This is a genomic window from Clostridium chromiireducens, from assembly GCF_003575225.1.
Classification (GTDB): domain Bacteria; phylum Bacillota; class Clostridia; order Clostridiales; family Clostridiaceae; genus Clostridium; species Clostridium chromiireducens.
Genome location: NZ_QXDJ01000008.1, coordinates 205,404 through 228,980 on the forward strand (window position 1 = coordinate 205,404; position 23,577 = coordinate 228,980).

21 protein-coding genes (1 of these 21 cut by a window edge) are annotated in these 23,577 nt (G+C 29.5%); 19 read left to right on the forward strand and 2 right to left on the reverse strand.

The annotated features are described in order from the left end of the window. Positions 1–62: 62 nt before the first annotated feature. The gene (locus tag D2A34_RS24250; RefSeq protein WP_079438860.1) at positions 63–698 is read right to left on the reverse strand and encodes a flavodoxin family protein; all 636 of its coding nucleotides are present in this window, start codon (positions 696–698) and stop codon (positions 63–65) included. A 367-nt stretch (positions 699–1,065) separates the two neighbouring features. Here D2A34_RS24250 and D2A34_RS24255 point away from each other — a divergent pair, with 367 nt between their 5' ends. From D2A34_RS24255 to D2A34_RS24270, 4 genes are all read left to right on the forward strand, one after another. After that, positions 1,066–1,644 (forward strand): TetR/AcrR family transcriptional regulator, encoded by a 579-nt coding sequence (locus D2A34_RS24255; RefSeq protein ID WP_079438861.1) that lies wholly within the window; start codon positions 1,066–1,068, stop codon positions 1,642–1,644. Positions 1,645–1,755: 111 nt separating this feature from the next. After that, the gene (locus tag D2A34_RS24260; protein WP_119368166.1) at positions 1,756–2,889 is read left to right on the forward strand and encodes a deaminase domain-containing protein; all 1,134 of its coding nucleotides are present in this window, start codon (positions 1,756–1,758) and stop codon (positions 2,887–2,889) included. 249 nt (positions 2,890–3,138) lie between these two features. Next, positions 3,139–4,281, forward strand: a complete 1,143-nt coding sequence (gene fliB, locus D2A34_RS24265; protein WP_119368167.1) for a flagellin lysine-N-methylase — start codon at positions 3,139–3,141, stop codon at positions 4,279–4,281. A 35-nt stretch (positions 4,282–4,316) separates the two neighbouring features. Next, positions 4,317–4,580, forward strand: a complete 264-nt coding sequence (locus D2A34_RS24270; protein WP_079438864.1) for a hypothetical protein — start codon at positions 4,317–4,319, stop codon at positions 4,578–4,580. A gap of 99 nt (positions 4,581–4,679) precedes the next feature. Here the strand turns inward: D2A34_RS24270 and D2A34_RS24275 are convergent, their stop codons facing one another. After that, positions 4,680–5,144, reverse strand: coding sequence for a GreA/GreB family elongation factor (locus D2A34_RS24275; protein ID WP_119368168.1), 465 nt, complete (start codon positions 5,142–5,144; stop codon positions 4,680–4,682). 547 nt (positions 5,145–5,691) lie between these two features. Between D2A34_RS24275 and D2A34_RS24280 the strand changes: the two genes are divergently transcribed. From D2A34_RS24280 to D2A34_RS24350, 15 genes are all read left to right on the forward strand, one after another. After that, positions 5,692–6,888, forward strand: coding sequence for a 5-bromo-4-chloroindolyl phosphate hydrolysis family protein (locus D2A34_RS24280; RefSeq protein WP_119368169.1), 1,197 nt, complete (start codon positions 5,692–5,694; stop codon positions 6,886–6,888). 24 nt (positions 6,889–6,912) lie between these two features. Next, entirely contained in the window at positions 6,913–8,058 is a 1,146-nt protein-coding gene (locus D2A34_RS24285) for a toxic anion resistance protein (RefSeq protein ID WP_119368170.1), read from the forward strand. Positions 8,059–8,606: 548 nt separating this feature from the next. Then, positions 8,607–9,437 carry a BglG family transcription antiterminator LicT gene (gene licT, locus D2A34_RS24290; protein ID WP_119368171.1) on the forward strand — a complete coding sequence of 277 codons (831 nt, stop codon included), beginning with the start codon at positions 8,607–8,609 and terminating at the stop codon, positions 9,435–9,437. Positions 9,438–9,562: 125 nt separating this feature from the next. Beyond that, positions 9,563–11,464, forward strand: coding sequence for a beta-glucoside-specific PTS transporter subunit IIABC (locus D2A34_RS24295; protein ID WP_079438869.1), 1,902 nt, complete (start codon positions 9,563–9,565; stop codon positions 11,462–11,464). A 102-nt stretch (positions 11,465–11,566) separates the two neighbouring features. Continuing rightward, positions 11,567–12,994, forward strand: a complete 1,428-nt coding sequence (locus D2A34_RS24300) for a 6-phospho-beta-glucosidase (protein ID WP_079438870.1) — start codon at positions 11,567–11,569, stop codon at positions 12,992–12,994. A gap of 628 nt (positions 12,995–13,622) precedes the next feature. Next, entirely contained in the window at positions 13,623–14,525 is a 903-nt protein-coding gene (locus D2A34_RS24305) for a chemotaxis protein (protein WP_079438871.1), read from the forward strand. A 343-nt stretch (positions 14,526–14,868) separates the two neighbouring features. Beyond that, complete coding sequence (locus D2A34_RS24310) at positions 14,869–16,110, forward strand: L,D-transpeptidase family protein (protein ID WP_079438872.1); 1,242 nt, start codon at positions 14,869–14,871, stop codon at positions 16,108–16,110. A gap of 156 nt (positions 16,111–16,266) precedes the next feature. Further along, positions 16,267–17,412 (forward strand): pyridoxal-phosphate-dependent aminotransferase family protein, encoded by a 1,146-nt coding sequence (locus tag D2A34_RS24315; protein WP_079438873.1) that lies wholly within the window; start codon positions 16,267–16,269, stop codon positions 17,410–17,412. Positions 17,413–17,514: 102 nt separating this feature from the next. Next, positions 17,515–18,045 carry an ECF transporter S component gene (locus D2A34_RS24320; RefSeq protein WP_079442358.1) on the forward strand — a complete coding sequence of 177 codons (531 nt, stop codon included), beginning with the start codon at positions 17,515–17,517 and terminating at the stop codon, positions 18,043–18,045. A 191-nt stretch (positions 18,046–18,236) separates the two neighbouring features. Beyond that, on the forward strand, positions 18,237–18,914 hold the full coding sequence (gene rpiA / locus D2A34_RS24325) for a ribose 5-phosphate isomerase A (RefSeq protein ID WP_079442356.1): 678 nt from the start codon (positions 18,237–18,239) through the stop codon (positions 18,912–18,914). A 57-nt stretch (positions 18,915–18,971) separates the two neighbouring features. Beyond that, the gene (locus tag D2A34_RS24330; protein ID WP_079442355.1) at positions 18,972–19,940 is read left to right on the forward strand and encodes a Gfo/Idh/MocA family protein; all 969 of its coding nucleotides are present in this window, start codon (positions 18,972–18,974) and stop codon (positions 19,938–19,940) included. 62 nt (positions 19,941–20,002) lie between these two features. Next, on the forward strand, positions 20,003–20,854 hold the full coding sequence (locus D2A34_RS24335; RefSeq protein WP_079442353.1) for a MurR/RpiR family transcriptional regulator: 852 nt from the start codon (positions 20,003–20,005) through the stop codon (positions 20,852–20,854). A gap of 160 nt (positions 20,855–21,014) precedes the next feature. After that, entirely contained in the window at positions 21,015–21,935 is a 921-nt protein-coding gene (locus D2A34_RS24340) for an aldo/keto reductase (protein ID WP_079442352.1), read from the forward strand. Positions 21,936–22,228: 293 nt separating this feature from the next. Beyond that, positions 22,229–23,050, forward strand: a complete 822-nt coding sequence (locus tag D2A34_RS24345) for a DUF4037 domain-containing protein (protein ID WP_119368172.1) — start codon at positions 22,229–22,231, stop codon at positions 23,048–23,050. 15 nt (positions 23,051–23,065) lie between these two features. Beyond that, positions 23,066–23,577, forward strand: partial view of a TrmB family transcriptional regulator gene (locus D2A34_RS24350; protein WP_079442349.1) — the 5' portion only. It continues 268 nt past the right edge of the window; the window shows 512 of its 780 coding nt (coding positions 1–512); it begins with the start codon at positions 23,066–23,068; its stop codon lies beyond the right edge, outside the window.

The following is a 23,577-nucleotide window of genomic DNA, read 5'->3' on the forward strand; positions in this document are numbered from 1 at the left end:
TAATAAATTATTTGATTGAATTAATGCTTAAAATTATTTAAATGGATAGGGAATACCATAATTTATTTAATAAAATTAGTGAAAATCTTTTCTTCTCGTTCAGGTTCGTTGATAATTCCTTGTCCATTCTTAATAAGTTTCATAAGCCAAGCCATATTTTTTCCTAATATCCTCATTATTTGTTTTCCTTCTTCGTCATGCATTACCTCACCGGGTAATCTTCCATTAATAACATTCCAATAGTTTGAAGTAGGGATTATCATTTCAGAATGATTAATGTAATTATTAAGTTGATCGAAGGTTGGAATTCCACCTGCGCGTCTTACTGCAACTACTGCTACGCCAACCTTAAGTCTTAACATACTATCAGTTGCTTCTGCTACACGAAAGGATCTATCTAAAAATGACTTCATTGTACCAGCAATTGCTGAATAGTGTACTGGTGAGCCTAAGATTATTCCGTCAGCATCTTTCATTTTTTCAATCCATTCATTAACAGGATCGGTGGAAATAGCACACTTTCCATTTTTATTTTTTGTGCAATATCCGCAAGCGATACAGCCTTTTAGAGATTTATTTCCTACGTGAATTATTTCTGTTTCTATTCCTTCATTTTCTAGTTCGTCAGTAACTAATTTTATTCCATGATAAGTATTTCCTTCTTTACTTGGACTTCCGTTAAATGCTATAACTTTCATTGATTTTTCCTCCTCATATATTAAAAAGTGTATTAATTAGTAGATATTAATTGACTGATGATAATTATTATTTCCATTAGGTATTTGAATAATTCGAGTTTTTAAAATACCAAAGCACGTATAAAACTGAACGTTTAGTTTATAAATATATAATATACTAAACGTTCAGTATTGTAAATAGTTTTTTGAATAAAAAAATTTTATTTTGTGTTGAGGGGTTATACAAAGAAGTTTATGATTAGATCCGATGAGTGTTAGACATCTAAAATTTATAACGGATAATTGATAACTATAATATATATAGTATAATAGACGTATAGTTTACTAAGTATGTTACTATAAATTAATTACAATGGAGGTAATTATAATGGAGAAAAAATTGGGACGTCCACGAAGTGAAAAAACTAAAAATGCTATTCTTTCAGCTGCATATGACTTATTGCTTGAAAATGGCTTTGGAGCTGTTACAATTGAAAAAATTGCTGAAAGAGCTGAAGTTAGTAAAGCTACTATTTATAAGTGGTGGCCAAATAAAGCAGCTGTTGTTATGGATGCTTTTTTTGATGCAGCTGTTGTGAGACTTCCGGTACCCGATACAGGATCAGTTATTAGTGATATGATAATTCAAGTGAAAAATCTAGCGAAATTTTTACTTAGCCGCGAGGGGAAAGTAATTAATGAGATAATAGCAGAAGGACAATCTGATCAAAAGTTAGCTGAAACTTACCGAACAGTATATTTTAAACCTCGTAGACTTGATTCAAGATATATTTTAGAACGCGGGATTTTAAGAGGAGAACTAAATAAGGATTTGAATATAGAATTAGTTATGGATTTAATTTTCGGTCCGTTATTCTATAGAATATTAATAACAGGCGATGTAGTAGATAATGAGTTTATAGATAATATGATAAATTATGTATTTAAAGGTATAAATAGAATCTAATAGTTATTGGGGTTTAGTTAAACGTAAAGAAAGTGGAACTATCAATTAGGATTTTTTAATAAGTAGATAAGCATTAATTTTGAAGAATGAATATTAAAGATAAGAGGTAAGATGGCACAAAGAACTATAAATCTAAAAAAGACTAAGAAAGAGCGAATAAAAATCAAAAATTTAAATGAGTTCAAGGATGCATTAAAAAGAGAAGGGTATAAAATAAATGAATTAAGTGAAGAAAAATTTAAAGAGAAAATCACAAAAACTTTTAAAATAGATAATAGTGTGACAGAAAAATTATATTCATGTATAAAGGACAATGAGATTACTTATAAAGCAAATAATATAAGGGATTTCATTGATTACATAGAAAAAATCATATTGTTTGAGAGTGAACATAACAAACTATGCAAAAAACTAAGTAAAATAGAGAAACTACATATAGATAGAATTGAATATGAACGGGAGCTAGGGTCTCGAGATAATGTTGAGCATATATTAAATGTCATAAAAAAAGTAAAAAGTGATGCATCTAAAATAATAAGTGATGAAGAAAATGAAAAATTAGATGACTTGGAGAAGAAGTTAGATAAAGATTATCTTTATGCAAAGGATATAGAATTATTAAAAAAAATGATTCTTATTAGAAAGGATTGTGTAAAAGAAAAATATAATACTAGAACTAAAACTAAGACAATATCGGTAGAAATGCCTAAAAAAATAAATTCTCCATATATTCCGGTAAAGATAGGAACTGTAGAATATCACCAACATTTAAGCAGCAATATATCAAGAATTCAACGTCTAACAAATAATATAAATAAATATGTTCAGCTTGATGAAAAAGAACAAACAATATTTAAGATAGACCAAAGCAAAGCGTTACAGGATTCTATAAATATAGCAGTAGCAGTATATGATGATAGGGAATTTAAAGCAATAAGTGGCAGTAATAATATATTAGATTATTGTGCAGCGCCACCACCTGAAGAGGCGATTTTTAAAAGTAGTAAAGTTAATAAATTAGGTGAATTAGGAATAGGGTATGACAGAATTAACGATAGTGAAAAAAAGATATTTGAAGAAATACATAAACAAATAGAAGCAAAAGTATTGAAGAATGAAGGAGATCTTATTTTGTATAGTAAATGGGAACCGTGTCCTAGCTGCTATTTTGTAATTAGTCAGTTTTGTGGAAAACATCCTAAAATAAAAGTACGGGTAAAATATAGTAGAAAATATGGTGAATAACGGAATAAATGTTGGATATTTATATAAGAATTTAAGATGGACTTTAAAGGTTGTACTTTGTATTCACTATAAAACTCACGAAGGTCTAGAACTTTGAACAGTTCATTTTCGTGGGTTTCTATATTTAGGATAAGTTCATTAATAAAGTAATGTAAAAAAATTTATAATCAAAAATTATGATAAAGTTAGTAAAGTCTATTATAATGATTAATATAAGGCTAATATTATGAAAAGACGGAGTTAAATTATATGAGCAAAGAAATAGATATATTAAAAATTTCAAATTATGATAAATTCAAGTGTATTGCTGATAAATGCAGATTTACATGTTGTCAAGGATGGGACGTTAGTATAGACATTGATACCTATAATAAGTGGGAAAATGATAAGGCTAATTATATTTTAGATAGTGTAAAAATAAAAAAAACCGGAAATAAAACAGAGTATTTTATTAATAAAGAAAATCATGAAGCTTGTCCGCTTTTGGATAAACAGGGATTATGTCAGATAGTGAATAGTCATGGAGAAGAATACCTATCATCAACATGCCATACATTTCCTAGAATAGAGAATATCTTTGAAAATAAAAAGGAACTTTCATTATCATGTGCATGTCCTGAAGTAGTAGAGCTTATAATCAGTATAACTGGAAAAATAAATATAATTTCAGAGAATGATACTAATTTAAAAAGTAATTTATTAGAACTTAGAATCAGGGATGCTGTGGTTAATATCATGCAGCAGGAAGCGTTTCTATTAGAAGAGAAGTTAATTGTTAGCTTTCAAATGCTATTAATTATTTTAGAAAAGTATAACTTAAGAGAAGATGGTTTACTAGAAGAGTTAGAAAGGTATAAGGTTAGGGAGTATATACAAGAACTTATAGATATGTATAAGGGAATGGATTTTAACATAAACGATTCAGTTGAAGAAATTAATTATCTATTTCTAGATATTATAAAGAATTATAAGGATGTTTCTAGTTTTGAAATTCTTCTTGGGGATATTTCAGACTTTGCGGAAAACATTGAAATTGAAAGTCTTTCAATTAAGTGGAATGATTATAAAGATGTGTTTAAAGAATATAATATGTTAAGTGAAAATTGTATTGTATCTGATATTTTAAGCAGCTGCATAAGTAATGATATTGAAGAGATGATTATTTCATTTCAAATGATTATACTAGAGTATTTATTAGTAAGGTATGCCGTATTTCTAAAATATTGCTTAAATAAAACTAAAAAAATAGATATAGAAGATATTAAAGAGTATATTGTGACGTTTTCAAGAATTATTGGGAACAATACGGAGGCTGTTACAGAATTTATTAGAGAGGGTTTTGGGGATGATATTTTGGAAATTGGATATTTGTGCTTTATAACTTTATTTTAAGGCCAGAAAAGAAATAGTATAAATGAGGTGATAATATGATTTTAGTGAATTGTGCATGGAGGCAGGATGATATTATTAAAGCATTGGAAAGCGTAAAGATAGATAATCAAAATGCATTTAAAGTTGTAAAGGTTGAGGGAATAAGAATAATTTTTGATACACTTTTCGAAGATATAAAAGGTGTAAAAATGGCAAGGGAATCAATAAAAAAGATTCCGGGATATCAGGCGTTGGTTATAGATGTTGTGCCGGTTGTTAATAACAATATGTTTGAGGGATATAATAAATTATTATATTAAATGATAATTTATTATATCTTATGAAAACAATAACGAGCTTTATAACCAATATAAGAACCCGCGACAGATTTGTCGTGGGTTTCTTATCCATAAGGGATTTTATAATATTTCTAGTATTTCTATTGAATATTTGTCTTCAGGGGCATTAACTTCAGCTATGTCTCCGACCTTCTTACCTAACAATGCCTTACCTAAATCTGATTCAATACTTATACGCATGTTTTCAGGATCTAGATCCATAGTAGTTACTAATGTGACAGTAACTTCATCATCATCATCTATAAATCTAACTCTGGCTTTACTATTAATTCCAAGTGTAGACTTATCTTTGCTTGAATCATCGATTATAGTTGCAGTTGAAATCATGGTCAATAAGTATTGAATTCTGTTATCATTTTCCCTATAATTTGCACAAGCTTCTTTGTATTCTGCATTTTCTGATCTATCGCCGTGTGCAGCTGCTATTAATTTTTCCTTTGCTATTTCGGCTCTCCTTACAGTCATTCTATATTCCAATTCTTCTTGTAATTTCTTCATATTCTCTTCAGTCAATTTGTTATTCATAAAAACTTAATCTCCCCACGGTATATATTATATTAATATTATATAGTATATAAAAAAAAATAAAAGTTAATTATTTAACAGCCAATATTATAAGTGTAGATAAGTGATGTAGTAGAATAAATAAATATATAAATATGAATAAATTGTATTAGAGGTATTATGTTTTAAAACAGCGAAAGTTTTACTTTTAGAAGAAAGTGGAATAGAATTTGAAGAAAGGGATAATAATCTAGAAAAACATGTTTTAATAATATAGATATATGTTTGTCTAATTAATTCATCATTTCAAGATAGGAAGAAATTAAAACTATAGCCCGAAGGTCTGACTTTAATATTTCATTAATAGAGTCAGATTTTTATATTTTGACAAGTTACATATTTATAAAGGTATGTTTAATTTTTCTATAAGTTATGATGATAAATTAAGAAAATGATAAAATGTTACAAATTGTAATTTTTGCAAAAATGATATATAATAAAGGCAAAATGTTATGGATATATAGCAAGGTTTTTATGATTGATAAGAAAAGAATTTGGAGGCATAGGTATGGGCAGAAGAGATTTTTCTGATTTAGAAGAGGAAATTAGAGAAACGGTAAAGAATGCATTTGATGCTATTGATTTTGCTAGGATTAAAAAAGATGTTGATGATAAAACTGCAGACGCTATTAATGAAGTTAAAACAACCTTAAAAGATAAATCATATTATTATAACAAAAAAATAAAAGAAAAAGTTAAGAATAAATATAGAGATATCGGTGTAACAAAAAAAGAAGAAAATAAGATGAAAATGTATATTGCTAAAAGACCAGCCGGAAGTATATCAGGAATAATTTACACAGTATTTGGAGCTATTTTGAGTGGATTATTTGGAATTACACTAATTTCAATATCAATTTCCAGTTATTTTATTAGTGGATTTTCAACTGTCCAAACTATTACTTTAAGTGGTTTACTTGCACTTTTTGTACCAAGTGTGGGGCTTACATTAAAAGGAATAAGTTTGAGAAAAAGAGTAAAGCGTTTTAGGCAGTATATACGATCTCTTAATAGTAATAATTATTGTTCTATTGAGGAATTAGCTGTCTCAATTAAAAAGAAGAATAAATATGTTATGAAAGACTTAAGGAAAATGATTGATCTAGGAATGTTTCCTCAGGGTCATATTGATGATAAAAATACATATTTCATGTTAAGTGATGAAGTTTATGAGAATTATTTAGCATCTCAAGAAGCTCTAAAGATGCGTAATAAAGAAGAATTAAAAAGACAAGAACAATTAAAGCAAGAAGTAAATGATCCTGCGAAGAAGGAATTAAGAACTACAATTGAAATGGGAAGAAATTATATAGAGCAAATAAAAAGTGTAAATGATGCTATACCAGAAGAAGAGATATCAGTAAAATTGTCTAGACTTCAAAATATTGTAGCTCAAATATTTAAGTATGTAGAGCAAAATCCTAAGAAATTGCCAGAGGTTAGTAAATTCATTAATCATTATCTTCCTATGACTTTAAAGTTAGTCAATTCATATAAAGAGCTTAATGACCAACCAGTTCATGGGGAAAATATAAGGAATGCTAAAAATGAAATTGAAAAAACAATTGACATTATAAATTTTGCTTTTGAAAATTTGTTAGATGATTTATTTGAAGAGATTGCTTTAGATATCTCTACAGATATTTCTGTTCTTGAAACGTTGCTTACGCAAGAAGGACTGACCAAAAATGATTTTGAAAAGTAATAATAAGAAAGGGAGGAATTGAAAATGAATGATGGGTTTAAAGAAAATATTGATATTACTCCAAGCTTAACATTTGAGCCATTCCAGGAGGAAGCCTCGGTTGTTAAGGTACAAGAGGAAGAGAAAGCAGTAGACGCTATCGATGATAGTTTTTTAACAGATGAAGAAAAGAAAATGGTAGACCAGTTCGTAGAAAAAATAGATGTAACTAACTCAAATTCAATTCTACAATATGGAGTTGGTGCACAAAAGAAAATTGCAGATTTTTCTGAAACAGCTCTAGGTAATGTGAAGACTAAGGATCTTGGAGAAGTAGGCGATATGCTTACTAATGTAGTAGTAGAGCTGAAGAATTTTGAGTCCGTAGATGAGAAAAAAGGATTTTTAGGACTTTTCAAAAAGACTACAGAAAAGTTTTCCCAAATGAAAGCAAAGTATGATAAAGTTGAGGGAAACATAAATAAGATTTGTACCAGTCTTGAAAATCATCAGATACAACTATTAAAAGATATTGCTATGCTTGATAAAATGTATGAAATTAATAAAGTATATTTTAAGGAACTTTCCATGTACATTTTAGCAGGAAAAAAGAAGCTTGCAAAATTAGAAAAAGAAGAACTTCCTAAGTTAGCAGAAAGAGCAAGAATAAGTGGTCTTCCAGAGGATGCGCAAGCTACAAATGATCTTGTAGCACTCTGCAACAGATTTGAAAAAAAGATTCATGATTTAGAATTAACTAGAATGATATCTCTTCAAATGGCACCACAAATTCGTTTGATTCAAAATAATGACTCTCTTATGTCAGAAAAGATACAATCTACTATTGTTAATACTATTCCTCTTTGGAAAAGTCAAATTGTGCTCGCTCTTGGAGTAGCGCATTCGAATAATGCTGCTAAGGTTCAAAATGAAGTAACAAATATGACAAATGAACTTTTACGTAAAAATGCAGAAACACTTAAAATGTCAACAATAGAAACAGCTAAACAATCGGAACGTGGAATTGTTGACATTGAAACTCTTAGAACAACTAATGAATCGTTAATTTCAACTCTTGATGAAGTACTTCGAATACAAACAGAAGGACGTCAAAAGCGTAAAGCTGCAGAAGCGGAATTACAAAACATTGAGGAACAATTAAAAAATAGATTACTTCAAATGAAGCAATAAAATGGAAACTACATACTTCAAAGGTATTGTGAAGCACTTAAAGTGAAGCAATGAACAACCGAAATAGAATACATATATGTTCCGCAGGACTGTGAAAAATTTCACTGTGAATATCTAAATGGAAAGCTGCACCACTTCTGCGTGTTCCTGTGACAAGCACAAGACAAGCAAAAGTGGAACAACTTCCCATTAAGATATTCTAGCAGCTTATTTTTCAATGCCTGACTCCACATATATTCCATTTCGGTTGCTTAGAAGTAAACTTTAAATAACCCCTTAATACAAGTATTTTCATATTTCGGATGCTTCACAATACCTTTAAATTGAGATTTTGTAAGATAAAATTTATTTTACAAAAAATATTGACAATAAATATAAAATAAGATATCATAAGAATATAAATTAAACGCTTACATATAAATATTGTGATTGTTACTGATTCGATCAGGCGAAACCTTAATTAATGAGAAGAGATATGAATAGTTCTCTTTTGATTAATTAGGGTTTTTATATTCTAATATATAATACATAGTGATTGGGGGATAGGAATGATAATAAAAAAGATATTTAATAATAATGCTATTTTGGCTAAAGACTCAAAAAAACAAGAGATTGTTATTATGGGGCGTGGAGTTGGATTTAAAAAAAGTGTAGGAGATGAAGTAGATGAAAATCTAATTGAAAAAACTTTTATACTAAAACAAAAAGATGCCTCAGAGAAATTTAAATTATTATTAGAAGATATTCCTACAGAACATGTTTCACTATGTTACGATATTATTGAATACGCCAACAATATATTAAGTGTTGAATTAAATGATTATATATATGTTACTTTAACTGATCATATTAGTTATGCATTAAAATTATTTGAGGAGGGACTTAATCGTCCTAATGCGCTAATTTGGGAAATTAAGAAATTTTACCCCAAGGAATTTGAAATAGGGTTAAAAGCATTAGAATTTATTGAAGATGAGACCAATAAAAGATTACCTGAAGATGAAGCTGGTAATATAGCTCTTCATTTAATAAATGCGCAAACTAATAATTCCAGCAATAAAGTAGAAGATATTGCCCATCAAACAAAAATGATACAAGATATATTAAATATAATTAAGTACACATATAATATTGCACTTAATGAAAAATCTCTTAATTATGAGAGATTTGTTACACATTTAAGATTCTTCTTTCAACGACTAAATAAAAATGAAAAGATGGAAAAAGAAGAGGATGATTTTTTATTAAAGCAAGTTAGAACCAAATATAAAAAAGCATATGAGTGTATGTTGAAAATACAGAAGTATTTGGAGAAAGAATTATCTGATGAAGAACAATTATATCTAACTATACACATTCAACGTGTAACTCAAAGATAAATAAATATAAAATGTTGGATTGTTACTGGTAAAGCAGGCGAGACCAAATATGGATAGAAAATTTATGTCTATCTATATTAGGTCTCGTTTTTTTATAAAAATATATAATAAAGGAGAAATATATTATGAAGTATGAACAATTAGCAAAAGACATTATAAAGAATGTCGGTGGAAAAGAAAATGTTAATAGCTTAACTCACTGTATTACTCGCTTGCGTTTTAAATTGAAGGATGAGAGTAAAGCAAATACTGATATATTGAAGAATATGGATGGTGTTGTTACAGTTGTAAAAAGTGGCGGACAATATCAAGTAGTTATTGGAAATCATGTTCCAGATGTATATGCAGATGTTGTTGCTGTAGGTGGATTTGCTACAGCTTCAGAAGATAATTCAAATGAAAAAATGAGTCCATTTAATAAATTTATAGATACTGTATCAGGTGTATTTACTCCGATTCTAGGAGTACTAGCTGCAACAGGAATGATCAAAGGATTTAATGCATTATTCATAGCTTTGCATATACTTAACACCACTGATGGAACTTATCAAATTTTAAACGCAACTGGAGACTGTTTATTCAACTTTTTCCCAATTTTCTTAGGGTATACAGCAGCCAATAAGTTTAAAGCGAATAAATTTATTGGTATGGCAATAGGTGCAGCATTAGTTTATCCATCATTAGCAGGATTAACAGTGCCTCCAGCTCAGCCTCTATATACTTTATTTGCGGGTACACTAATTGAATCACCAGTTTATATAACTTTTCTAGGAATTCCGGTTATACTAATGAGTTATACATCAAGTGTTATACCAATTATTTTAGCTACATATGTAGGTGCTAAAATTGAAAATGGATTTAAAAAGGTAATTCCTGATGTAGTTAAAGCATTCTTAGTTCCATTTTGTACATTACTAGTTATTGTTCCTTTAACCTTTATAGTTATAGGGCCTATTGCAACTTGGGCAGGTAAATTACTTGGTGCTTTAACACTTTCCATTTATAGTTTAAGTCCAGTAGTTGCAGGGTTATTTATGGGTGCTTTCTGGCAGGTATTTGTTATATTTGGATTACATTGGGGATTTATTCCTATAGCAATAAATAATCTAACAGTATTACATCAAGATCCAATTCTCGGACTTATATTTGCAGCTTCATTTGCTCAAACAGGTGTAGTAGGAGCTATTTTACTTAAAACAAAAAATACTAAGTTAAAATCATTATGTATACCAGCATTTATTTCAGGAATTTTTGGAGTTACAGAACCAGCTATCTATGGTATTACATTACCACGTAAAAAACCATTTATTTTGAGTTGTATAGGAGGTTCACTAGGTGGTGCAATATTAGGAATTATGGGTTCTAATATATATATGGTAGGAGGCTTGGGTATTTTTGGAATACCGGGTTATATTGGTCCAAATGGAATGGATAGTGGTTTCTATGGCTCAATAGTTGCCATGATAGCAGGTTTCTTGATTGGATTTATATTGATGTTCTTTACAAAGCTTGAAGATGATGCAGATTCAAGTAAAAGTATGAACGATTCAAACACAGTAAATCCTTTAGTTAAGCAAGAAATATTGGTGAGTCCAGTAAAAGGTGAAGTTAAATCTTTATCGGAAGTAAAAGATGAAGCGTTTTCAAAAGGAGCACTCGGAAAAGGTATAGCAATATCACCAACTGAAGGTAAAATAGTTGCTCCTGTAGATGGAGTTTTGACAACATTTTTCCCAACAGGTCATGCATTAGGAATCACAAGTACTAATGGTGCTGAAATATTAATTCATGTGGGAATGGATACTGTTCAATTAGAAGGAAAACATTTTTACCCTAAGGCAAAACAAGGAGAGAGCGTAAAGAAAGGGCAAGTATTGTTAGAATTTGATGTTAAAGCTATAGAAAAAGAGGGATATTCTTTAATAACACCTGTAGTTATTACTAATTCTGATAATTATTTAGATGTTATTGAAACTGATAAAAAAGTTGTTGATTATAATGAAGATTTGCTAAGAGTCATGATTTAAAAAAATAAGAATTCAAAGCATAAGAGGAAATTTGTCTTATGCTTTGAATTTTAGTAATAATGAAGTAACTGAATTTATATGACACATGAGGAGGAAATGATTATGTCAAAAGGTTTTTCTGATGGATTTTTATGGGGAGGAGCTACTGCTGCAAATCAATGTGAAGGCGGATATTTAGAAGGAAACAAAGGTTTATCTACAGTTGATGTGATTCCTGCAGGTAAAGACCGTTTTCCAGTGATGCTTGGAAAAATGAAGATGTTTAAATCTGATGAGGAACATTATTATCCAAGCCATGAGGCAATTGATTTTTATCATAATTATAAGGAAGATATAGGCTTATTTGCAGAAATGGGATTTAAGACTTTTCGTTTATCCTTATCATGGGCTCGAATATTTCCAAATGGAGATGATGAAGTTCCAAATGAAGAAGGACTAAAATTTTACGATAATGTTTTTGATGAATGTCTTAAATATGGGATCGAACCATTAGTAACAATAACTCACTTTGATGTGCCAATGCATCTTGTAGAGACAATTGGTTCATGGAGAAGCCGTAAAATGGTAGGTTATTATGAAAGATTATGTGAAGTTATATTTGAACGTTATAAAAACAAAGTAAAATATTGGCTTACATTCAATGAAATCAATATGTTACTACATCTACCTTTCATTGGCGCTGGATTAGTTTTTGAAGAAGAAAATGAAGAAGCTATAAAATACCAGGCGGCACACCATCAATTAATTGCAAGTGCAAAGGCTACCGAAATAGCGCATAAGATAAATCCGGAATTTAAGATTGGTTGTATGCTAGCTGCAGGTAATACTTACGCGAATACTTGTGCACCTGAAGATGTATGGAAAGCTATGGAAAAGGATAGGGAAAACTATTTCTTTATTGATGTTCAATCTCGTGGAGAGTATCCAAATTATGCAAAGAAGATGTTTGAAAGAATGAATATTTATTTAGAAATGGAAGAAGGGGATGAAGAATTATTAAGAAATAATACAGTTGATTTCATCTCTTTCAGTTATTATGCATCAAGACTAACCAGCGCTGATCCAGAAGTAAATGCGCAAACAGAAGGTAATGTATTTGCTACGTTAAAAAATCCATATTTAAAAGCAAGTGAGTGGGGATGGCAGATTGATCCTCTTGGGCTTAGAATCACTTTAAATTCTTTATATGATCGCTATCAAAAGCCATTATTTATAGTTGAAAATGGATTGGGAGCTGTTGATACTCCGGATGAGAATGGATATGTTGAAGATGATTATCGGATTGAGTATTTAAGAGAACACATTAAGACTATGAGAGATGCAGTGATTATTGATGGTGTTGAACTTATGGGCTATACTCCATGGGGATGTATTGACCTTGTAAGTGCATCCACAGGAGAAATGAAGAAAAGATATGGATTTATATATGTTGATAAAGATAATGAAGGAAATGGTACTTTAAAACGTAGTAGGAAAAAGAGTTTTGGATGGTATAAAAAAGTTATAGAAACTAATGGTGAACAATTATAGGAATAGTAGTTTTTTCTATAAAGGTATTATGAAATACTTAGAGTTAAACAGTAAATAGCTGAAATATAAGACATATATGTTCCTCAGGATTATGAAAAATATCGCTGGGAATATCTAAATGGAAAGTTGCACCACTTCTAAATGCTCCTGTGACAAGCGCAGGACAATTTGAAGTGGAACGATTTTTCGGTAAGATATTCCGACAGCTTATTTTTCTATACCTGCTCCACATATATGTCTTATATTTCTTTGTTTTGCTATAACTTTAAGGATTCCACAGATACCTACCTAATTTATATTGGAATTGTAGTAAAGATTGCAAATCTTTCTCTTTCGATTGTATAGAAGTAACATTAAAGTATCGCTAAACTACAAGTATTTTTATATTTCGAATTCTTCGCAATACCGTTATATAAAGAAAAATAATATGCTATCGATAATATAGTAAAGGTTTTGTTGGAGAATCAATAATAATTATGTTATATTTTATATATACATTCTATTATGAATCAAATGAAAAATACATTTTTAGTACTATTATGACTTTTGAAAAGAGTAGAAATATGTTTCTCTATTAGTCAATAAAAGTTAGGAATTATATAAAGTTTAAGTAAGGGGTAGAGGCATTATGAATAACAATATATTATTAGAATCAGGTACTGGAGAATTAGAGATTATTGAATTTATTGCAAACGGAAATCATTATGCAATTAATGTAGTTAAAGTTAAAGAAGTAATAGAAATGCCAAAGAGTGGGTTAACTAAATTACCAGACCCTAAACCAGAAATAGCCGGACTAATTTTGTGTAGAGATGAGATTCTTACTTTAATTGATTTAAAATATGTTTTAAGTAAGAGAGAAGCCTTAAATCTTGGATCTAAAGTTATAGTCTGTGAATTCAATAAGATTAAAGTTTCGTTTAATATCGATGATATAGTAGCGGTTCATCGTATTAAATGGAGCGAAATAAGAAAACCAGATGACTTATCAGAAAATTCATTAGCTGTTGGAAATATTCTTTTAAATGGTAAAGTATTAATTATGTTAGATTTTGAAAAAATAGTTACAGATATTTGTCCAAGCGTTGGAATTAGTGAGGATAGACTTATCCAGGTAGATTATAAAGATAGATCACATATAAGATTAGTATTAGCTGATGATTCGGCTTTGATTAGAAGACTTTTGAAAGATACTCTTACAAAAGCAGGATTTAAAAATTTGAGAATTTTTGATGATGGAAGCCAGGCGTTAGCCTATCTAAGAGGGCTTGTAGAAGAAAGCGGAGAGAATTTTATTAAAGAAGCACAACTGCTTATTACAGATATTGAAATGCCTCAGATGGATGGGCTTACGTTAACAAGAAGAATAAAAGAAGATGAAAAATTAAAGAAATTACCTGTTGTAATATTTTCATCATTAATTACACAAGAGTTAAGACATAAAGGGGAGTCTGTTAAGGCGGATGCTCAATTGAGTAAACCTGAGGTAAGTGAACTTGTTGATACCATTGATAGATTATTAGGCATTTAATAACAAAAAAATAGATTATTAAGTAAAAAATAATTAATAAATAATAAAATTTAATTGAAGCATTTGAATTAAGGTATGGGTTAATAAGCCATACCTTTTTATTAAATTAAATAATATCGTGAAAGAATAAAATATATAATTGCGTTATTTATGGAAAATATTGTATAATACTAAATGTACAAATTATCATGTAGCTTTTAAAAAGATAAAATACCCAATGTTATAGACGATTGTAAAGGGGGAATAGTCACATAGAATACATGGATTGTAAAGTGTTGAGAACGGATGGAGTTCTTATAAGATATTAGGAATAGGGTATTTTTAATATTAACAGGAGGTTATTATGGAGACGGATGAATATAGGTTAAATAATATAGTAAGAGGTATTATTACTTCTTTATTTACTTTGTTTGTTTTTGGATTAGTCTTTTTTAGTAATGTAACATATGTCTCAGCTAAAACTTTTAGTGAAAAGTCGGCTAAAGATTATACTTTATCATTACAAGAAAAGGAAGGCATAAAAGAACAGATTACAGGAGCTGAGATAAGCTTGAAATATGATTCTACAGTCCCTGAGGGAATTTCTTATGATGAAAATTTATTAAATGAACGCATAAATAAACTTCAATGCTTTGATACTAGTAAAGTGATCCGATCTCAAAATGCTAAGCTAGTTTATGAAAATAACAGCTTTGTAATTTGCAAGGAGATATATGGAAATAGCATAAATAGGAGCGCTTTATATGAAAATATAGTAAAAGCTATTAATAACAGAGAGACAGAAATAAATTTGGAAGAATTAAAGTGTTATGAAGAGCCTAAGTTTGTTACAACTTCTTCGGAAATAGTTAGCGCTAAAGAGACGCTTAATAGATATATATCTGCTAATATAACTTATAATTTTGCAGGACAAACGCGAACTTTAGATGGATTGGCAATAAAAGATTGGATAATTATTGGAGAAGACTATGAAGTAAGCCTTTATGAACCACTTGTGAGAAAATATGTAGATAGTTTAGCAGATGCCTATACATCATTATTGGGGACAAGTATAAAAGTTAGTGGAGGTTACGATGGAAATAATCATAGCTGGATAATAAATAGAGAAGCTGAAACGAGTGCGTTAATAGAAAATATAAAAAATGGACAAACTATAGAAAAGCATCCAATATATGCTCAAACTTCAGCAGCTAGTTATTTTAGAAACGTTGGAGGTACTTTTGTAGAAATAGATATGACTAAGCAGCACCTGTGGTATTACAAAGATGGTTACTTAGTAGTAGAAGGTGATGTTGTTACAGGTAATGCAAACGCTGGGCACTCAACACCAGCAGGAGTTTATAGACTTTACTACAAACAGAAAGATACTGTGCTAAGAGGTGAAGACTATGCAGCACCAGTTAGTTTCTGGATGCCGTTTAATGGAAATATTGGGCTTCATGATGCAAACTGGAGATCAGAGTTCGGAGGAGAAATATATAAGACAGATGGTTCTCACGGATGTGTAAATGCTCCATACTATGTTGCAAAAACAGTGTATAATAATATAAATTCAGGTGTAGCTGTAATTTGTTATAATTCCTAATTTGGGAAAATGATATTTTAGTAAGATAATTGCGGCTTATGAGATAGATGAAATATTAATATAAAAAAAGTAAATTGTATCCATACAATTTACTTTTTTTATTTTGTGTGATATTTTATTAGTATTAAAATCTGAGAAAAAGAGGAGGGGACTTTGATGAACGATAAATTTGTTTATGCTCCAGGGCCTACAAGTGTAAAGGAAAATGTAAGATTAGAAAGAGCTAAAGCAACTACAAATCCTGATGTTGATGAAGAATTTGTAGAATTTTATAAGAATACTTGCGATAAGATCGGCAAAATAATAAAGACTAAAAATCCAGTATACATATTAAGTGGGGAGGGGATTTTAGGATTAGAAGCTGCATGTGCCACACTTACTGAACAGAGAGATAGAGTGCTTGTTTTAGACAATGGGATTTATGGAAGAGGATTTAAAGACTTTGTAGAAATGTACGGAGGAGAAGGGGTATATTTTTCGGATGATTACAACAAAGCTATAGATATAAATAAATTAAAAGAATTCTTAGAAAAAGATCATGATTTTAAGTATGCAACAATAGTTCACTGCGATACGCCAACAGGAGTTTTAAATGATTTATCTAAGATATGTCCAATGCTAAATGAGTATGGAATTATAACCGTTGTAGATTCTGTTTCAGCAATGGCTGGTGAAGATATACAGGTGGATGATTGGAAAATAGATATAGCTTTAGGTGGATCGCAAAAAGCATTTTCAGCTCCGGCTGGATTAACTATGGTTAGTATTAGTGAAAAAGCTAAAGAAGCCATGAAAAATAGGAAAACTCCAGTAGTAGGTTTTTATTGTAATCTAAATATATGGGAAAATTATTATGAAAATAAATGGTTCCCTTATACAATGCCAATAAGTGATATTATGGGTTTGAGTAAAGCCGTTGATAATATTTTAGAAGAAGGAATTAAAAATGTACTTAATAGGCATGAAAAAATAGCGAATGCTACAAGAAAAGCAATTGATGAGTACGGTCTTGAGCTATTTTTAGAAGAAGGATATTCTAATACAGTTACAGCTGTTAAAATACCTGAATGCATAGGTGCATTAAAGCTTAAAAGTCATATGCTATGTAAGTATAACACCTTAATTATAACTTCGTTAAAACCTTATGATGATGTTATCTTGAGAATAGGACATATGGGGGAAAATGCAAGGGAAGAAAAGATGGTTTTTGCATTAAACATAATTGATAATGGGCTGAAAGATTTGGGATTTAAAACTGATAATGAATTAATTAGATTATTTAATAAATACTTAAAAGAGTAAAATTTAGAGTATTACGATAATATTCAAATTAATATTAATTTTTGAAAAACATAGTTTGTTGATGAAAAATAAATAATAAATACATAAAGGTGGGGCAAAATTATGGAATTAAGTAAAGGAAAAAGTAAATTTACAACAAAGGATATGGTAGAAACAGCATTATTAACAGCATTAGTATTTGTGGCAACTGCATTTATTAATATCAGACTACCAATCTTAGCTAGTGGAGGATTAGTACACTTAGGAACTGTAATGCTATTTGTTTCAGCAATAGTTTTTGGGAAAGAAAAGGGAGCTATAGCTGGTGCAGTAGGAATGGCAATTTTTGATTTATCATCAGGATGGGCACTTTGGGCACCATTTACTTTTGTAGTAAGAGGAATAATGGGATATATGGTTGGAGCTATCACATGGAGTAAAAATAAAGAAGGAAATAACCTTATGTATAATATTTTTGCAATTATTGTATCGGGTGGATGGATGATAGTTGGATACTATATAACTGAGGGGATCCTTTATGGAAATTGGATATCGCCAGTAGCATCTATACCCGGAAATGTAACTCAAATTGTTATTGGATTAGTAGCGTTACCAATCGCTAAAGTTCTTAAAAAGTATACAAGATATATTTAAAAATAAATAGTATCTAAAAATGATGCGTTGAAGTGTATTTTTACTTTAACGCATCATTTTTTATATTTTGTAAAATCTATAAAAATTAATATAATTTCTTGTGAAATTATATTTCGTAATTAATTATATTGACGAAATAAAACTATCATACTATTATAGTAATATAATGGTGTATAAGGAGGATGGTTAACATGAATGATAATGATTTTAAAAAAATATGCGCCAAAGAGTCTATAAAATATATAAGAGATGGAATGGTAGTGGGTCTTGGTGGTGGTAGAACTATTACATACTTAATAGAATATATAAAAGAGGGAAATATTAAGGTTAAGATAGTTACTCCGTCAACAAAAACAAAGATGATTTGTATCGAAAATGGGTTAGAGGTTCTTCACACTGGTTTTGTGGATAAGGTTGATGTTGCTTTTGATGGATGTGATCAAGTGGATGAAAACCTAAATGCATTGAAAAGTGGTGGAGGTATCCACACTAAAGAAAAATTAATAGCTAGTATGGCTAAAGAATATATTCTTCTTGTTGATGAAGCCAAGGTAGAAAAAGAATTATCATTTAAATCTCCTGTAGTTCTCGAAATTTTAGAAGATTCTTTAAAGTACGTTGAAAGAGAAGTATTAGCATTGGGAGGTAAATCAGTAACTAGAACCAGTGATATAAAGGATGGTTTTACTATAAGTGATAATGGAAATTTATTAATGAATGTGTCATTTAACAATGTGGAAGATGTATATGAACTTAATAATAGTTTAATAAACATTTGTGGGGTTGTAGAAACATCGTTGTTTACGAATGTCATAACAAAAGTAATTGTTGCCAGTGAACAGGGGATTAGGGTGATTTCAAAATATTAAACATACAGAAATTTAATTCTAGGAAACTTTAAAATTAAAAATCGTGGGGTGAAGGATATGAATAAAATAAACTGGGCTATACTAGGGCCAGGAACAATAGCTGAAGATTTCGCAAGAGCTATAAATGAAGTAAATGGAAGCCTATATTCAGTAGGTTCAAGGAATATTGAAAAAGCAAAAGAGTTTGCTAAGAAATACAATGCAGAGAAGGCCTATGGAGATTATGATGAAATGCTAAGAGATGAAGAAATTGATGTAGTTTATATTTCAACGCCACATTGTAATCATTATGAATATATAATGAAGAGTCTTAATAATAATAAAAATGTATTCTGCGAAAAAGCTATTACTGTAAATGGAAAGCAATTAGCGGAGATAGTTGAGTTAGCAAAGGAAAAGAACTTAATTGTAGCTGAGGCGATGACGATTTATCACATGCCGTTATATAAAAAGCTACGTAAGCTCGTAGATGAAGGGAAACTAGGAAAGATAAAAATGATACAAGTTAATTTTGGAAGCCTTAAAGAATATGATGTTACAAATAGATTCTTTAGTCCAGATTTGGCTGGCGGTGCGCTTTTAGATATAGGAACATATGCGTTATCATTTACAAGGTATTTTCTTTCTAGCCAACCAGATGAAATTTTAACTACAGTTAAGAAATTTGAAACTGGAGTAGATGAGCAATCAGGTATAATACTCAAAAATGTAGATGATGAAATGGCAGTAGTTTCATTAACTATGAGGGCAAAACAACCAAAGAGAGGAATTGTATGTGGAGAATTAGGCTATATAACTGTCGAAAATTTCCCAAGAGCAGATAAGGCTACAATCACATACCCTGACGGAAGTGTGGAAATTATAGAAGATGGGGATATTTCAAAAGCACTAATCTATGAAGTTCAAGATATAAACAACTGCATTTTAAAGAAAAATAGCAATGATACATTAGGATTATCTGTTGATGTAATGAATATAATGGATGAGGTTAGAAAGCAATGGGGTTTAAAATATTCTTTTGAGTAATTAATTAGGATATTATAAGAAGTTATAAAAAGGATTTTAGAAAAAAGGGAGTAATTATAAAAGTGAAAGAGATAGAGAAAAGCGTTCTAGATAAAATCTTATCTATTTATAAAAGTTTGCATGAAGCAGAAAAGAAAATTGCCGATTACATTATAAATAATAAAGAGCAAGTTATTGAAATGACAGTTTCGGAATTGTCGACTAAAAGTAATGTTAGTGAAGCGACTATAGTTAGGTTTTGCAAAAAGTGTGACCTAAAAGGGTTCTACGATCTAAAGATAAATATTGCTAAGGAAATGGTAAGAAAAAATGATACTAATGTGTCTAATGATTTAGATTCTAATAATATAACTCAATCCCTTCAAAATATATTAGCAAATAAGATTGAAGAACTAAAGCAAACCATTTCAATGATGAATGAAGAAAATATAAAAAAGATATTGAGTGCAATTAGAAATGCAAGAATTATTCAATTTGCAGCGGTAGGAAATACAATACCAGTAGCAATGGATGGTACCTATAAGTTTAATCAACTAGGGATATCATCTGTGACTAATACTATATGGGAGACACAACTTGCATTTGCTTACACATTAACTAAAGAAGATGTAGTAATAGTTATATCTAATTCCGGATCATCAACAAAACTTGTAACACTGCTTGAAATTGCCAATGAAAGAGGCGCAACTACTATATCTATAACAAATCATGAAAATTCACCAGTTGCTAATGAGAGTAAATACCATATTAATACATCAACTAGGGAAAAATTATTTTTAGATGAATTTAGCTTTTCAAGAATATCTGCGATGGTTGTTATAGAAATTTTATATTTACTTCTAACAAGAGATAAAAAGGATTCATATAATTGGATCAGTCAGCATGAACAATCTATTGCTGACGGTAAAATTTAATGGAGAGAGTACATGAGGAGAATCACACTTATATAAGTATAGATGAGTAGAAGTTTTTTATGATGAAGAAGTCTACAATTTATATAATAAATAATCAATAAATAGTGAGTTTAATTAAACTAAAAAATAAAAGCTGAATATACAAGAAAGGGTGTTAGAGATGAAAAATATAAATATTAGAAATAGCGGAATTCAGGTTTCAGCAGTTGGACTTGGCTGTATGAGAATGTCAGGAATTGAAAAGAGTGAGGCAGAGAAAGTAATTAAAACATCATTAGAAGAAGGAATTAATTTCTTTGATCATGCAGATATATACGGAGGAGGAAAATCAGAAGAAATATTCGCAGATGCAATTAATTTGAATTCATCTATTAGAGAAAGAATGATTATCCAAACTAAATGTTCCATTGTACCCGGAGTAATGTATGACTTTTCAAAAGAACATATTTTAAAATCAGTAGATGCAAGTTTGAAAAGACTACAAACAAATTATGTTGATTTTCTATTATTACATCGTCCAGATACTCTTATGGAACCAGAGGAGGTTGCTGAAGCCTTTTCTAAGTTGCATGAAAGTGGTAAGGTAAAATATTTTGGAGTGAGTAACCATACTCCAATGCAAATAGAACTGCTTAATAAATATTTAAACAATAAAATAATTATCAATCAATTACAATTCGGCATAATGCATACTGAAATGATTGATGCAGGGCTAAATATGAATATAAAAAACGATGCTTCAATAGATAGAGATGGAGGCATATTAGAGTATTGTCGTCTTAAAGATATAACAATCCAAGCATGGTCACCATACCAATATGGATTCTTTGGTGGAGTATTTTTAGATAACGATAAATTCCCGGAACTAAATAAGAAGATTAACGAGATTGCAGAGAAGTATAGAGTAACTAATACTGCTATAGCTACTGCATGGATTTTGAGACATCCAGCAAAAATACAAACGATTGTTGGTTCTATGAATTCTGAGCGTATTAAGGAAATATCTAAAGCATCAAATGTAAATTTAACAAGGCAAGAATGGTATGAAATATATTTAGCAGCAGGCAATAAATTGCCATAAATTTATTGAAATAACAGAAGCTATCTTAAAGTGGATTTAAATTCTCTTTTTAGGTAGCTTATTTATTTGTTATAAAAGTTCATACATATTGTAAAAATAATAAATAGAGAATGCTAAAATATTTATATAAATGGAGTAGATGCTATTTGGTGAGATACTAGAAATAAGCTGGTCGCAAGAGTTCTATTACCAACGATAGTTTGTGTTGAATAGATTGACAATTAATGCATAAATAGTTAATATAAATATAGTAGTACTAGATGTACTACTATATTTATATAGAGGTGAGAATTATGAGTATTGATAGAAATGTATTGGACTTAGTCAAGGATTTTTCAAGACTGGAAGAAGTTGAGGGGATTTTATTAGCTGGATCACATGCAATGAAAACTAACGATGAGGCATCAGATTACGACATTTATATTTATACAATCAATGAAATAACTTTAGAAAAGAGAAAAGAAATTACGAGCAAATATTTTAATTATATAGAGCTAAATAATACATTTTGGGAAACAGAAGATGATGGAGTCTTAGAGGATAACAATGTAGAAGTAGAAATTATATATAGGGATCTAGGATGGATTGATGGTTTATTAAGTAGAACTTTATTAAAATGTGAAGCGGATGTTGGATATACAACTTGTTTCTGGAGTAATTTCATTAATTCGATAATATTATATGATAAAAGAAATGAATTAAATGCTCTACAAAATAAATACAAAATAAATTATCCAAAACAATTAAAAGAAAATATAATAAAAAAGAATTATCCGTTATTAATGAAACAAATGCCAGCATATTATAATCAAATAGAAAAAGCATTAAAGAGAGAGGATTTTGTAAGTGTAAATCACAGGATTGCAGGATTTTTTGCAAGTTATTTTGATATTATATTTGCAGTAAACGAAATACCACATCCAGGAGAAAAAAAGCTTCTTAAGATTATTAAAGATAATAATTTAAAAGCTCCTAAAGATATGAGGAAAAATACTGATACTATATTAAAATTGGCTTCAGCTAATAGTACAGATATATTATTAGAACTTAATGAATTAGTGAATAACTTGGATACACTTTTAGTAAGTGAAGAAATTAATATTAATATAAACTAAAGAGGAGAAATACTTATGGATGAAATAATAAGATTATTAGAAAAACTAAACTTTTCAAAAACTGAAGCAGCAGTTTATATCGACTTGTTAAAAAATTCAAGCTCAAATGGATACAAAATTGCTAAAAATTTAAATATATCGAGATCATCAGTGTATTCTACACTGGATAATTTATATAAAAAGGGCGTTATATTTTTAGTGCCAGGAGATTCTCAAGTTTATAAAGCAGAAAATCCATCAGTATTAATGGAAAAAATTAAAAAAGAATTCAATGAAACAACAGATTTACTAACCAATAAATTAAAAGATTTAGAAACATGTGATGTGGAAGAACGATATATTAATATAGTAGGATATGATAATGTAACACTAAAAATAAAACAATTACTTTTAGAAGCAAAAAAAGAAGTATATATAAATACTGATATTAATTTAATCAGATTTCAAGATGAGCTTTCAAAAATTGCAGAACGAGGAGTAAGAATAATAGTATTTTCATTTAAGAATCAAGTATTAGACGATATTCC